16 protein-coding genes, 1 pseudogene and 1 riboswitch are annotated in these 12,434 nt (G+C 43.2%); of the genes and pseudogenes, 13 read left to right on the top strand and 4 right to left on the bottom strand.

Annotated elements, in window-relative coordinates; all coding sequences use genetic code 11:
* The first annotated feature begins 3 nt into the window (after positions 1–3).
* From pqqC to MMO42_RS11430, 4 genes are read left to right on the top strand one after another with little or no spacing between them, the layout of a single operon-like run.
* Positions 4–762, top strand: a complete 759-nt coding sequence (gene pqqC / locus MMO42_RS11415; protein ID WP_241320681.1) for a pyrroloquinoline-quinone synthase PqqC — start codon at positions 4–6, stop codon at positions 760–762.
* Positions 755–1,039 (top strand): pyrroloquinoline quinone biosynthesis peptide chaperone PqqD, encoded by a 285-nt coding sequence (gene pqqD / locus MMO42_RS11420; RefSeq protein ID WP_241320604.1) that lies wholly within the window; start codon positions 755–757, stop codon positions 1,037–1,039. The genes pqqC and pqqD overlap by 8 nt, the downstream gene beginning before the upstream one ends.
* A complete protein-coding gene (pqqE, locus tag MMO42_RS11425) occupies positions 1,036–2,199 on the top strand; it encodes a pyrroloquinoline quinone biosynthesis protein PqqE (RefSeq protein ID WP_241320605.1) in 1,164 nt (387 codons plus the stop codon). The genes pqqD and pqqE overlap by 4 nt, the downstream gene beginning before the upstream one ends.
* Positions 2,196–3,257 (top strand): dipeptidase, encoded by a 1,062-nt coding sequence (locus MMO42_RS11430; protein WP_241320606.1) that lies wholly within the window; start codon positions 2,196–2,198, stop codon positions 3,255–3,257. Before pqqE ends, MMO42_RS11430 begins: the two co-directional genes overlap by 4 nt.
* 15 nt (positions 3,258–3,272) lie before the next feature.
* On the opposite strand, the gene MMO42_RS11435 is transcribed toward MMO42_RS11430, so the two are convergent.
* Complete coding sequence (locus MMO42_RS11435; protein WP_241320607.1) at positions 3,273–3,464, bottom strand: DNA gyrase inhibitor YacG; 192 nt, start codon at positions 3,462–3,464, stop codon at positions 3,273–3,275.
* A gap of 91 nt (positions 3,465–3,555) precedes the next feature.
* Here MMO42_RS11435 and MMO42_RS11440 point away from each other — a divergent pair, with 91 nt between their 5' ends.
* The 5 genes and pseudogenes from MMO42_RS11440 (at position 3,556) to MMO42_RS11460 (ending at position 7,970) form a co-directional block, all read left to right on the top strand.
* A complete protein-coding gene (locus MMO42_RS11440; protein ID WP_241320608.1) occupies positions 3,556–4,200 on the top strand; it encodes a tRNA (guanine-N(7)-)-methyltransferase in 645 nt (214 codons plus the stop codon).
* Positions 4,193–5,395 (top strand): TIGR03862 family flavoprotein, encoded by a 1,203-nt coding sequence (locus MMO42_RS11445; protein ID WP_241320609.1) that lies wholly within the window; start codon positions 4,193–4,195, stop codon positions 5,393–5,395. Before MMO42_RS11440 ends, MMO42_RS11445 begins: the two co-directional genes overlap by 8 nt.
* A 118-nt stretch (positions 5,396–5,513) precedes the next feature.
* Positions 5,514–6,776, top strand: a pseudogene (gene dctA / locus MMO42_RS11450) (C4-dicarboxylate transporter DctA).
* 126 nt (positions 6,777–6,902) lie between these two features.
* Positions 6,903–7,313 (top strand): GFA family protein, encoded by a 411-nt coding sequence (locus MMO42_RS11455; protein WP_005291531.1) that lies wholly within the window; start codon positions 6,903–6,905, stop codon positions 7,311–7,313.
* An 18-nt stretch (positions 7,314–7,331) separates the two neighbouring features.
* The gene (locus tag MMO42_RS11460) at positions 7,332–7,970 is read left to right on the top strand and encodes a flavin reductase family protein (protein ID WP_241320610.1); all 639 of its coding nucleotides are present in this window, start codon (positions 7,332–7,334) and stop codon (positions 7,968–7,970) included.
* A gap of 59 nt (positions 7,971–8,029) precedes the next feature.
* Here the strand turns inward: MMO42_RS11460 and MMO42_RS11465 are convergent, their stop codons facing one another.
* The gene (locus tag MMO42_RS11465; RefSeq protein WP_241320611.1) at positions 8,030–8,650 is read right to left on the bottom strand and encodes a TetR/AcrR family transcriptional regulator; all 621 of its coding nucleotides are present in this window, start codon (positions 8,648–8,650) and stop codon (positions 8,030–8,032) included.
* A 212-nt stretch (positions 8,651–8,862) separates the two neighbouring features.
* On the opposite strand from MMO42_RS11465, the gene MMO42_RS11470 reads away from it, so the two are divergent.
* Positions 8,863–9,606, top strand: coding sequence for an SDR family oxidoreductase (locus MMO42_RS11470; RefSeq protein ID WP_241320612.1), 744 nt, complete (start codon positions 8,863–8,865; stop codon positions 9,604–9,606).
* A gap of 69 nt (positions 9,607–9,675) precedes the next feature.
* On the opposite strand, the gene MMO42_RS11475 is transcribed toward MMO42_RS11470, so the two are convergent.
* Entirely contained in the window at positions 9,676–10,008 is a 333-nt protein-coding gene (locus MMO42_RS11475; protein WP_241320613.1) for a HopJ type III effector protein, read from the bottom strand.
* Positions 10,009–10,147: 139 nt separating this feature from the next.
* Here MMO42_RS11475 and MMO42_RS11480 point away from each other — a divergent pair, with 139 nt between their 5' ends.
* From MMO42_RS11480 to MMO42_RS11490, 3 genes are all read left to right on the top strand, one after another.
* Positions 10,148–11,005 carry a DUF2071 domain-containing protein gene (locus tag MMO42_RS11480; RefSeq protein ID WP_241320614.1) on the top strand — a complete coding sequence of 286 codons (858 nt, stop codon included), beginning with the start codon at positions 10,148–10,150 and terminating at the stop codon, positions 11,003–11,005.
* Between the two features lie 80 nt (positions 11,006–11,085).
* Positions 11,086–11,152: riboswitch (Fluoride riboswitch) on the top strand.
* A gap of 133 nt (positions 11,153–11,285) precedes the next feature.
* A complete protein-coding gene (gene crcB / locus MMO42_RS11485) occupies positions 11,286–11,666 on the top strand; it encodes a fluoride efflux transporter CrcB (protein ID WP_241320615.1) in 381 nt (126 codons plus the stop codon).
* A 16-nt stretch (positions 11,667–11,682) separates the two neighbouring features.
* Positions 11,683–12,012 (top strand): DUF190 domain-containing protein, encoded by a 330-nt coding sequence (locus tag MMO42_RS11490; protein ID WP_241320616.1) that lies wholly within the window; start codon positions 11,683–11,685, stop codon positions 12,010–12,012.
* A gap of 99 nt (positions 12,013–12,111) precedes the next feature.
* Here MMO42_RS11490 and MMO42_RS11495 read toward each other — a convergent pair whose 3' ends face one another.
* Positions 12,112–12,366, bottom strand: coding sequence for a type B 50S ribosomal protein L31 (locus tag MMO42_RS11495; protein ID WP_005155032.1), 255 nt, complete (start codon positions 12,364–12,366; stop codon positions 12,112–12,114).
* Positions 12,367–12,434 lie beyond the last annotated feature (68 nt).

Consider the following 12,434-nt stretch of genomic DNA (forward strand, 5'->3'; position numbering starts at 1 on the left):
ATGATGCCAAGCGCTGATGTATTAAGTGTCGAACAGTTTAAGCAGGCCATTCTGGATAAAGGGCAGTATTACCATATTTATCATCCTTTTCATGTGATGATGTATGAAGGTAAAGCCACCCAGCAGCAAATACAGGCGTGGGTTGCCAATCGCTATTATTATCAAATCAATATTCCTCTGAAAGATGCCGCGATCATGGCCAATTGTCCAGATCAGCGTGTGCGTCAGGAATGGATTCAGCGGATGATTGATCAGGATGGCGAATATCCTGATGGTGGTGGACGCGAAGCATGGTTACGTTTGGCTGAAGCCGTTGGCCTGACTTGTGAGCAGGTGATTTCAGAAGAATTGGTGTTACCCGGCGTGCGTTTTGCTGTGGATGCTTATGTCAATTTTGCTCGCCGTGCCACATGGCGTGAAGCAGCCAGCAGTTCCCTGACCGAATTATTTGCGCCACAAATTCACCAGTCCCGTCTTGATTCATGGCCGCAGCATTATCCGTGGATTAATGATCAGGGTTATGACTATTTCCGTTCGCGTTTAAGTCAGGCACGTCGCGATGTGGAGCATGGTTTGAATATTACACTGGACTCATTTACAACGTATGAACAGCAGCAGCGTATGCTGGAAATCCTGCAATTCAAGCTGGATATTCTTTGGAGTATTCTGGATGCATTGACTTTGGCCTATGTGCATGAGCAAGCGCCGTATCATACTGTGACCACACAACCTGTCTGGCATAAGGGGTTATTTCGTGAGTAATGCAGAATTTGATTTAAACCTGATTCCGACTTGGCGACAAGGCTACCGCTTTCAGTTTGAGCCTGCACAAAATGCTTTTGTGATCTTATATCCAGAAGGCATGATCAAGCTGAATGACAGTGCTGCAGCGATTGGACAGCATATTGATGGACAGCAGAATGTTGCCGCCATTGTGGCCTTGTTGAAACAGCAGTTTGGTGACATTGCAGAAATCGAGCAGGATGTGGTCGACTATATGCGCGTTGCGCAGCAACAATACTGGATTGATTTACGATGACCGAAGGCGTTGGTTTACCCCTCTGGCTTTTGGCGGAGTTGACCTATCGTTGTCCTTTACAATGTCCTTATTGTTCGAATCCTCTGGATTATGCCCAGCATAAAAATGAACTGAGCACGCAAGAATGGTGTGATGTGTTTGATCAGGCACGGCAGATGGGTGCGGTGCAACTGGGCTTTTCTGGCGGGGAACCGCTGGTTCGGCAAGATCTGGAACAACTGGTTGCGCATGCGCATCAGCAAAGTTTTTATACCAATTTAATCACCTCGGGAATGGGCCTGAATGAGCAGCGTATTGCTCAACTCAAACAGGCTGGACTGGATCATATCCAGATCAGTTTTCAGGCCAGTGATCCTGTGGTTAATGATGCGTTGGCTGGTTCAAAACATGCCTTTGAACAGAAATATGAGATGTGCCGTCTGGTCAAGCAATATGACTATCCGATGGTGCTGAATTTCGTGATTCATCGACATAATATCGACCAGATTGAACAGATTATTGAGCTGTGTCTGGAGCTAAATGCTGATACGGTCGAACTGGCAATCTGTCAATTTTATGGTTGGGCTTTTTTAAACCGACAGGGTTTATTGCCTACTCAAGAACAGTTGACGCGTGCCGAAAAGGTGACCAATGCCTATCGAGAAAAACTTCGCCAGCAGAATCATCCCTGTAAGTTGATCTTTGTGGTGCCTGATTATTATGAGGAGCGACCAAAAGCCTGTATGAATGGCTGGGGTAAAATCTTCTTTACGGTGACGCCTGATGGCACGGCATTGCCCTGTCATGCAGCACGTCAGCTACCGATTGCGTTTCCGAATGTTCGTGAACAATCTTTATCGGAGATCTGGTACACATCCACTGGTTTTAACCATTTCCGTGGTGATGCATGGATGCCAGAAAGTTGCCGTAGCTGTCCAGAAAAACAACGGGACTTTAGCGGCTGTCGTTGTCAGGCCTATATGCTCACAGGTGATGCTGCCAATGCCGATCCCGTGTGTGGTAAATCTAGCTATCATCATCTGATTGAACAAGCTCGCCATGACAGTGAACAGGTTTCATTTCTTGAGCAACTGGTATTTCGCAATAGCAAGAATTCAAAACGATTGGCGATTCAGCAAAAAATTCCTGTACAAAGCATTACAGGTGAATCTTCCTCATGACGCATGACCTGAATCACAATAGAGTTCCCGTTTTTGATGGTCATAATGATCTGCTGACACGTTTATGGCTCAGCGATCAGGCAGATCCTGTGCAGGCTTTTATTCATGGATATTTGCCTGGACAACTTGATTTAAAGCGCTGCCAGCAGGCCGGATTTGTAGGCGGCATGTTTGCAATTTTTCTACCGCCATTTACCTATGTGAAACAGCACCATCCCGATAAGCTCATGGATAAAAATGCCGAAGATTTCACTCAACAGCAGATTGAGCAGATCTGTCTGGCGCAACTCGAGCTGGCACAGCAGATGGTGCAAGCTTCCGAGCAGATTCAACTGTGTACATCGGTGCAACAGATTCAAGACTGCCGTACTCAAGGTCAACTGGCCGTGGTGCTACACATGGAAGGGGCGGAAGCTTTACAGGACAACCCTGACTTGCTCGATGTTTTTTATCAGGCCGGGTTGCGGAGTATTGGCCCCTTATGGAACAGGGTGAGCCAGTTTGGACATGGTTTAAATGCTCGTTTTCCTCATTCACCTGATACAGGTGCAGGCCTGGCCATAGCAGGTAAAGCCTTATTAAGACGCTGTGCTGAAAAGAAAATGGTGGTGGATGTATCACATATGAATGAACGTGCATTTTGGGACACGGTCGATATTTTGCAGCAACCGATTATCGCCACCCATTCCAATGCACACGTTTTATGTCCCCAAGCGCGTAATCTCACTGATTCACAATTCAAGGCGATTGGTAAGAGCGAGGGCATGGTCGGAGTAAATTTTGATGTGGCCTTTTTACGGGCTGATGGACAGCGGAATGCGGACACGCCACTTGAACTGATTCTGGATCATCTAGAATATATGATGGATCGCCTTGGAGAAGACCATATCGGCTTCGGTTCAGATTTTGATGGAGCACTGATTAGTCATGAACTGAAGGATGTGAGTGGTCTACCGCTACTCGTTGCAGCCATGCATCAACGTCATTATTCTACAGAGCTGATTGAAAAGATTTGTTGGGGCAACTGGTTAAAGGTATTGAAACGAATCTGGACTTAGCCGTAATGAAGATGATTAGTCTTCATAATCATCTTCATTGCGTTTGAGGTCTGCTGGTGGTGCATCTTGCGTCGGTAGTTTGTATTCATCGTTGGCCCAGGCACCAAGATCAATCATTTTGCAACGCTCTGAACAGAACGGACGAAACGCATTCGCTTCCCAAGTACTGGTTTCACCACAACGTGGGCAGGGGAATGTGCGGGGCATAGAAAATTCCTAAAACAAAGAGCAAATAGATTAGGCAAAAGTAAGGTGAGTTGTTAGACTTGTGCCGATTTCTAGATAGTTTGATGAGATTATGTCGATTCGTCAATTTCAAGCACAACGTATGCAAGCCCCTCGTGATTTTATTGCCATTCCCAATACGCCGATTTGCGTTGAAATTGGGGCTGGAAAAGGCAAACATGCCTTGCTGTTTACAGGGCAAAACCCGCAAACCACGTTGTATGCAATTGAGCGAACCAAAGAAAAATTTGTGGCGATGCAAAAACAGCATCAATTAGAACCACGTGAATATCTAAATCCGATTCATGCAGATGCCTTACCTTGGATCGTGCATGCATTGTTCCCGGCACAAGTACAACAATTTTTTATCCTTTATCCAAATCCAGAACCGCATAATCCAGCGCAGCGCTGGCTCAATATGCCATTTTTCGAATTTCTTCTTTCACGCCTTCAACCGAATGGCACAATTACTTTGGCGAGTAATATTCCTGAATATATTGAGGAAGCTGAGCAGCAACTCATTGAGATATGGAAATTACCTTACGAAAAACAAGTGATTGCAGCAGACTCTGCCCGAACTCATTTTGAAATCAAATATTTAGAACGTGGTGAACTTTGCCAACAGTTGATCATTCGTAAGTCAGAAGATTACTCAACCCGTTTTGATGATTTTGCGCCGTTACAAGGTCAAAATACCCCAGAGCATCGCGATGCCTAAGCGTGTCGCCATTATTGGTGCGGGCCCAGCGGGTTTGATGGCTGCTGAAGTACTCAGCCAATACGATTATGAAATCGAAGTGTTTGAGCAGAAGCCTTCGGCTGCACGTAAGTTTTTAATGGCAGGCAAAACGGGCCTGAATATTTCACATGCGGAACCTGTTGAAACCTTTACCCAGCGTTATGATCGTGCTGAATGGTTAGCGCCTTGGGTCAAACAATGGGATGCACAATGGATTCAGGGCTGGATGCAGGGGTTGGGGATTGAGTCCTACGTGGGCAGTTCTGGACGCGTCTTCCCTGTAGAAATGAAAGCAGCACCGTTACTCCGTGCTTGGTTAAAGCGATTGATGAATGATGGCGTAAAATTTCATTATCGCCATCGTTGTGTGGATTTATCCAACAATCAACTCACGACAGAGAATCAGACTCAGCAATTTAGTGCAACTTATGATGCGATTGTGTTGGCCTGTGGTGCGGTATCATGGTCGCAATTGGGTAGTGATGGAGCATGGCAGCAGTGGCTACCAAAGCATGAAATTGAGCCATTTCAAGCCAGCAATGCAGGTGTCTTGAAAACATGGTCCTCATTTATGCAGGAATGTTTCGGGCAGCCGCTTAAGCGCGTCAATGCTTGGGTATGGCCTGAACAGCAAACACATGGCGATATCATCATTACGCATTATGGTTTTGAGAGTGGTGTGATTTATAAATTGGGTCGTGATCTCAGAGCGCAAATTGCTCAACAGCAACTTCTACAATTGCATCTGGATTTGCTACCAGATGTCAGCGTTGAACAGTTAGAAAAGAAGCTACAAGGCAATAAAAAGCAGTCTCTCACTAATCTTTGGCGTAAAGCAGGGTTAGATCAGGTCAAAATTAATCTGCTTCGGGAAATCGTCGATAAAAGCGTATGGTCAGATGCCAAGCAAATGGTGCGGCAGATCAAGCATCTCAGTATTTCTTTAGATGGCTTCCGTCCAATCGAAGAAGCAATTAGCTGTGCGGGCGGGGTGAAGCAAGATGTTTTATCTCCACAACTGCAATTGAAATCTAATCCTTATGTGTTTTGCTGTGGCGAAATGCTGGACTGGGATGCACCGACAGGTGGCTATTTATTGACAGCCTGTTTCGCAACTGGGCGTGCCGCTGGAGAAGGTGTACATCAACTGTTTGAACGTAGTTCTACAAGATGATGTTTTTAAAAGCATTGATTAAATTTCATGTATTTTTCATGTTCTAAATAACTCTATTTCTATCTATTGGCGAGTTTCTTGCACTGTTGAGATTTATCTTTTTGTTGATGAATGTTCAATGTAGCAAAAGTTCAAGTCCAGTCTATTTGTCCAAGTTGTTTTTGCATTAATTCTCGGTATTGTTATTGGAATCTGCTTTCACGATTTTTCTTTGGCTTTAAAACCATTAGGTGATGGCTTTATTGCACTGATCAAGATGTTGATTGCGCCTATTGTTTTCTGTGTGGTCGTCCTTGGACTGTATGGCGCAAATGACATTAAAAAAATGGGAAAGGTTGGTGCAAAAACAATTCTATATTTTGAGGTGGTGACCAGTATTGCCCTGATTTTAGGGATTGTGATCGCTTATATATTCAAACCTGGTGTCGGGATGAATATTGATATCACGAAGCTAGATGGCAAAGATTTAAATGTTTATACCGAACGCGCACATAGCATCAGTTCGGGATCAGATTTTTTACTCCATATTATTCCTAAAACATTTGTAGATGCGTTTGCTCAGGGTGATATTTTACAAGTTTTGTTGATTGCGATTTTGTTTGGTGTTGCGTTATTACTGATTCCAAAACATTTAGCAGAATTGGTTTGCAAGGCAATTGAAGCATTTTCTGAAGTATTTTTTAAAATGATGGCTTTGATTATTCGTCTAGCTCCAATTGGTGTATTGGGTTCGGTTGCTTACACCACCGCAAAATTTGGAGTAGATTCGCTGCTCCAACTTGGTTATTTAGTCTTATTGTTTTATGTGACTTGTCTTCTATTCGTGCTGATTGTTTTAGGTGGCATTCTTAAAGTTGCAGGTTTAAATATATTCAAGTTTCTCAATTATTTTAAAGCAGAACTGTCGATCGTATTGGGAACAGCATCTTCTGATTCTGTGCTGCCACAGATTATGAAAAAATTGAAAAATTTAGGGATTCAGGATTCGACGGTAGGCTTGGTTATTCCTACAGGTTATTCTTTTAATCTTGATGGATTTTCTATCTATTTGACCCTTGGGGTCATATTTATTGCGCAAGCCTGCAATATTGATTTATCCATGCATGATCTACTCGCAATTTTATTGGTTTCTTTAGTGACCTCAAAAGGGGCACACGGTATTCCTGGCTCAGCATTGGTTATTTTGGCGGCAACTTTATCGGTCATTCCTAGTCTTCCAACCATTGGTTTGGTTTTATTGTTGTCAGTTGATTGGTTCATTGGAATTGTACGTGCATGTACCAACTTGATCGGGAATTGTGTGGCAACAGTTGCAATCGCGCATTGGGAAAAGGATATCGATCATGCACAGGCCCAAAAAGTATTAAATCAAAGCGTTTAGCTAAATCCCTTTTTTGCATGATTGTCTGAGTAAATCAAAATGTTCTGAATAAACACCATTTGTAATTTGCATGGTGATGAGATCTAGCCTATATTTTTAGTGGAAAATTCATCCAAGGAATTCGCAATGTCTCAGACTTCACCTATATATCGCGGCAGTTGTTTATGTGATGGGATTCATTATGAGATTGATGGTGAAATTGGTGAGATTATACAATGCCATTGTCAACGTTGCCGTAAGGCCAATGGCACTGCCTATGCAACCAATGCACCGATTAGCAATACCGCTTTTAAAATTGTAAAAGGTGAGGAGCTTGTTAAAAAGTTTGCTGCATCAGGTGTGTATCGTTGGTTCTGTGGCGAGTGTGGTTCCCCTTTAATCAGTTCGCGTGATGCCCAGCCTGAGCTTTATCGCTTAAGAATCGGGACTTTAGATACACCATTACAGCAAAAGCCAAGCATGCATATTTTTGCTGCCTCTAAAGCAGAGTGGGATTGTATTGCGGATGATTTACCTCAATATGCTGAACGTCCTTAAATCGGATCTATTCTTACAATGATTTTTGAGACCTCTGATTTAGAGCCAAATGATATCTATCGACTCTTGGTCGGTGGCATTTCACCGCGACCGATTGCGTGGATTAGCACACTCTCTGCGGATGGCGTGGCAAATATTGCGCCTTATTCATTTTTTAATGTCGCCAGCTGTAACCCGCCCATTTTATGGTATTCCCAAGTCAATCCACGAAATGGTCAGGATAAAGACACCATTCGTAATTTGATTGATACTCAAGAGTGCGTGGTGCATATCGTGAATTCACAATTGCTGGAAAAGATGAATTTATCTTGTGCTTTATTGCCCCCAGAGCAAAGTGAATTTGAGTTTGCCGAGATTGAGTCTGAACCAAGCCATTCTGTTGCAGCGTTAGCGGTTAAACATGCGCCCATTCGCTATGAATGTCAGTTAAGAGAAGTCCTTCAACTCAGTACGCTCCCATCAGGTGGCACAGTGGCTTTGCTGGACGTGAAATCGATTTATGTCGATGATCAAATTTGGGACGGACAGATGATTGATCAGCAACAACTCGATAGTGTCGGGAAAATGGGCGGCGATTTTTATAGTTTAACGACAGATTTGCGCACACTTGCCAGACCCGTCATTTCATCAACAGATGAGCATAAAAAAGGAGGTTAAATACCTCCTTTTTTATTATTTTAGAGTTTAAATCTGAGGCCATTCTCATCATTTTATAGCTATATTTTTATGGATGCAGTACGCGCATCCCAGTCATGCATAAGCTCTGTTACTGCATGATTGAGTACAGTACCCGACACGCCATCGCGAGCTTGCATTGATAATCCGAGTAGAAAACTATGCAAGCTGGCAGCATAAGCACAGACCTCGGTATCGGCCGGAAGGCTAAGTGTATCGACAGCACGTTGTATACATTGTTGGAACTTTTCGCGAGTTTTTGCGCGTTGCTTGCTGAGAAATTTTTGAATACGTTCATTTTCTGGAGAGCAGGCACCTGCGGACAATACCAAGAGGCATCCTTTCGGGTGATTAAGCTCAGTTTGCATCTTTGCAGAGCGGCGTAATGCGAGTTCGATGGCTTCTCGTGGTCTAAGGTTTTCATCCCACAGACTGGAAATGACTTGACCATGCGTGGCAAGGTAGTGCTCGACCACTTCCTGGAACAGTGCTTCTTTTGAGCCAAAGGCCGCATAGAAGCTCGGTGCAGTAATACCGCCACCAATGTTTAATTTAAGCAGTGACAAGGACGTCGAATCATAACCATATTCCCAAAACAGGAACATTGCCTGTTGGATGGCTTCATCTCGATCAAAGGTACGTGGGCGGCCCATTTGCGCCATTTGGAACTCCTCTTTTAATGAGATATATACTAGTCGATACAAAAGTCATTGACAAGGTTTGTGCAGAGGCTTACATTTATATCGATCGATACATATATTGGTGGATATTTAGGTCTTTCAATCTCATTGTTGCTTCCGGTGCTTGTGGATGAATATAGATGAGCTTGCAGACCGCTAAATCCCCGTTTCATCCTAAAACAGGAATTTTCATAATGAATAATGCACTCACAGGAAAAGTTGCACTGGTTACAGGTGGAAGTCGAGGTATTGGTGCTGCTATAGCTCGGCTGTTAGCGGCACAGGGCGCAGATGTGGCAATCACTTACAGTCGATCAAAAGATCAGGCACAGGCTGTTGCAGAGGAGATTCAGGCATTAGGTCAACGTGCCGAAGTGATTGCAGCTGATGCCGTTGATACAACACAGGTGATCGCTGCGGTTGATACAACGGTGAGCAGGCTTGGACGATTGGATATTCTGGTCAATAACGCAGGTAATTTTCTGACTGGAAATATTGATCAGCTCACACTTGATGATTATGACCAGACCATGTCCGTCAATTTACGTGCAGTGTTTGCAGCGACGATGCAGGCAAGCAAATATTTGCCTGATGGTGGACGTATTGTCTCGATTGGGAGCTGTCTTGCTTCAAGGGCTGGTCGTGAAGGTATTAGTTTATATGCAGCCAGCAAAGCAGCTTTAGTGGGCTTGACCAAGGGCGTAGCACGAGATTTAGGCAAGCGTGGGATTACAGTCAATGTCGTTCAGCCAGGACCAACCGATACAGATATGAATCCTGCTGATGGCGCTCATGCAGATGCAGTTCGAGCTACTTTAGCATTATCCGCTTATGGGCATCGCGAGGACATAGCCGCAACGGTACTTCATTTGGTTGGAGAAAGTGGGCGCTATATTACTGGTGCAGTCATAGATGTAGATGGTGGTTTTAATGCTTAAAATGATCGAATAAAAAAGCTTTCTATTGAATACAAGAAGGGAAAAGGAGGCAAAATGCCTCCTTTTTTCTTATTTTGCAGTTAAAGCTTCACCTTCAAACTTTACCCCGTCCCAGCCATTTTGCATAAACTGGCGAATATTTTGGTGGTCTGTTGCTTCAGGCGTTGCCAGCACAGATGCATAGTGTTCTGCAAATAAACTTAAAGTATCCGCTTGATTTAAGCCTTCAATTTTAGCAAAACTGAGTACTTTGGCACTGCCTTGGTTTTCAGTCGCAGCATTGAATTGCGCACCATTTTGGAATGCCGTTGGTTTATGTTGATAACCAGCTTCGATAAATGCCAATACATCTGCAAATTTTGCCGAGCCATCTTTAAGTTGTGCCAATAAGCTTTGAGCCATTGCTAAAATTCCATGTTTATTGAATCAATGGCAGCATCATAACATTGAAAATGGAGAAGAGAAGTCGATCGATCTCTGAACTAGACGTTATAGCGTTGGCAGTTTATGCTCAGAGCGATTATGAAAGTATTGAATAATAATGAATCGACATCATTTTAAATTACCACCATCCAAACGTTTATTTCGATTTTTAGCAGCCGTTTTAAGTTGCCGTTTCTTATTACAATTGCGCCGTTTGATGATGCGAATATTGCCATTTATGCCTTTGCAGAGCCGCGTCAGCAATATTGTGTATTTGTCGTGGTTGGTGGATGTTGAGCAGGTACGTCAGCACTATCCGCAATCTATACCGCTCTGGGAAAAAGATGGCAAAACTATTTTTACGGTTTTAACGTATCAACATCATCATTTTGGATTTAAGTTTTTCGGTTGGCTACGCAAGTTAATGCCTTCACCTCGACAAAGTAACTGGCGTTTTTATCTGGATGAGTCGCAGCCAAAGACTGTGATTTTTGAGCAAGTCATTGTCGATCAAGCGCTCTATGTGATCGGTGGTCGCCTTGCCAGTGATGTGATGCCAGCACAATATGCTTCGGTATTTCATCATCAATTCGATGAGCAAATGCAGAGTATTCGCACTGAACTTAAAGTAGATGAGGACTATGGCTTGATCAGTGATGTACAAATTACGGAGGAGAAGCAATTACCGACGGCATGGCAAATGCTATTTCCGTCATGGGATGAAGCTGTTCGATTTTTGGTAGACCAAGATCATGCATGGGCAGAATGGGTCGATCAACCTACAAGAATGTCGCAAGGCGATATCAAAATGCCGTTTCAGTTTCAGCAGATTCAGGCCGTCAAGATTCGTACCTTGCAAGCTCCGCAATTATTGCAACAATTTGGTTTAGATGACACCGCAGAAGCCTTTGCTTTTGTTGTACCCACCTTAGACTTTTATGTGGCTGGGGAAAAGATTTTGTCTACCTCAGACTAAGCTGTGGATAACTTTATGTTTATACACAGTTCGATGTGAGTTGAAAACATGGGTTGAGTTGCTTAAAAAATATGTTATTTTAGAACAGAGGAGATGGCATTCTTCCTATTACAAACCGCCATAATGGCTAATGATGCCTACGTTACCCTGAACAGGGGCCGTAGGTTCGTGCGTGCTCTGTTCCCATGTTTGGAGTTCGCCCATGAAAAATCTTCAGAACAATATTTATAATTCTATGTCTATTGTCGCTTTCACTCCAATCTTGTCTTTGGAGTAAACTATGTACTATCCATTACTTTCAATTGCACTTGGTTCTGTATTAGGTGCATGGCTGCGTTGGTTCTTAGGTCTAAAGCTGAATCCGATTTTTCCCAATATTCCTTTGGGGACTGTCACGGTTAATTTTGTCGGTGGCTTTATTATTGGTTTTGCAATTTCATATTTTTCTCAAAGTTCACTGAGTCCCAATTATAAACTGTTCGTGATTACAGGCTTTTGTGGTGCATTAACGACATTTTCGACCTTTTCTGCCGAGATTCTTGCCTTATTACAAAGCGGTAAGTTGGGTTATGCCTGCGCAGCAATTTTGATTCATGTGCTGGGGTCGTTGCTGTTTACTATTTTGGGAATGAGTCTGCATCAATGGCTCAGTGCTGCATAGTTGAGGAGTAACTATAATGAATGGATTTTTAATTACGTTTTATACCGCCCAGAATCGTAACTATCAGGGACAACCGATCAGCGAATGGTTATTGTCTGTCGCAAAACAAATGAATTTGCGTGGTGCGACAGTACTCGCTGGAATAGAAGGTGTTGATCATCATGGTTTATTCCATTCCGCCAGTTTCTTTGAGTTGGCGGATCGACCTGTGCAGATTCAGTTTGCAGTGACAAATGAGCAGGCAACAGAATTAATGAATTATTTGAATGACAAAGAAATCTCTTTGTTTTATGTCAAAACACCGATTGAATTTGGTGTCGTTGGGAGAGCCGCTACAGATTCTTAAGGTAGGGGAATCTAGGTATAAAAAAAGAAGTCTAAGTGGAGGAGAGATAACCTTAGACTTCTAATGTTTACAGCCTAGTGTGTGAAACTTAACTGAAGATTAACTATTGCGGTTAAAACGTGCAAAGCGTTTGTTAAAGCTTGCGACACGGCCTTCATTACTTGCCTGACGTACTTCACCGGTATAAAACGGATGCGATGCACTTGAAATATCAAGGGTCACGTAAGGATAAACTTTACCTTGATATTCACGAGTTTGTTTACTTTGCAGGGTACTACCAATTAAGAAGTAAGTATCCGCATTGGTATCGTGAAACAGCACTTGTTGATAGGTTGGATGAATACCTTTACGCATTTTGAATGACTCCTATTATTTATTGCAATGTTATAACATAACAATGCGTGAAGTCAATCTTCCTAATT

The sequence above is a fragment of the Acinetobacter sp. ANC 3882 genome, from assembly GCF_022549545.1.
In the GTDB taxonomy this organism is placed as follows: Bacteria; Pseudomonadota; Gammaproteobacteria; order Pseudomonadales; family Moraxellaceae; genus Acinetobacter.

Excerpts from the sequence above, each read along its gene's own strand:
- pqqC (WP_241320681.1), top strand. The coding sequence starts at position 4 with ATGCCAAGCGCTGATGTATTAAGTGTCGAACAGTTTAAGCAGGCCATT.
- pqqE (WP_241320605.1), top strand. The coding sequence starts at position 1,036 with ATGACCGAAGGCGTTGGTTTACCCCTCTGGCTTTTGGCGGAGTTGACC.
- MMO42_RS11430 (WP_241320606.1), top strand. The coding sequence starts at position 2,196 with ATGACGCATGACCTGAATCACAATAGAGTTCCCGTTTTTGATGGTCAT.
- MMO42_RS11435 (WP_241320607.1), bottom strand. The coding sequence starts at position 3,464 with ATGCCCCGCACATTCCCCTGCCCACGTTGTGGTGAAACCAGTACTTGG.
- MMO42_RS11440 (WP_241320608.1), top strand. The coding sequence starts at position 3,556 with ATGTCGATTCGTCAATTTCAAGCACAACGTATGCAAGCCCCTCGTGAT.
- MMO42_RS11445 (WP_241320609.1), top strand. The coding sequence starts at position 4,193 with ATGCCTAAGCGTGTCGCCATTATTGGTGCGGGCCCAGCGGGTTTGATG.
- MMO42_RS11455 (WP_005291531.1), top strand. The coding sequence starts at position 6,903 with ATGTCTCAGACTTCACCTATATATCGCGGCAGTTGTTTATGTGATGGG.
- MMO42_RS11460 (WP_241320610.1), top strand. The coding sequence starts at position 7,332 with ATGATTTTTGAGACCTCTGATTTAGAGCCAAATGATATCTATCGACTC.
- MMO42_RS11465 (WP_241320611.1), bottom strand. The coding sequence starts at position 8,650 with ATGGCGCAAATGGGCCGCCCACGTACCTTTGATCGAGATGAAGCCATC.
- MMO42_RS11470 (WP_241320612.1), top strand. The coding sequence starts at position 8,863 with ATGAATAATGCACTCACAGGAAAAGTTGCACTGGTTACAGGTGGAAGT.
- MMO42_RS11475 (WP_241320613.1), bottom strand. The coding sequence starts at position 10,008 with ATGGCTCAAAGCTTATTGGCACAACTTAAAGATGGCTCGGCAAAATTT.
- MMO42_RS11480 (WP_241320614.1), top strand. The coding sequence starts at position 10,148 with ATGAATCGACATCATTTTAAATTACCACCATCCAAACGTTTATTTCGA.
- crcB (WP_241320615.1), top strand. The coding sequence starts at position 11,286 with ATGTACTATCCATTACTTTCAATTGCACTTGGTTCTGTATTAGGTGCA.
- MMO42_RS11490 (WP_241320616.1), top strand. The coding sequence starts at position 11,683 with ATGAATGGATTTTTAATTACGTTTTATACCGCCCAGAATCGTAACTAT.
- MMO42_RS11495 (WP_005155032.1), bottom strand. The coding sequence starts at position 12,366 with ATGCGTAAAGGTATTCATCCAACCTATCAACAAGTGCTGTTTCACGAT.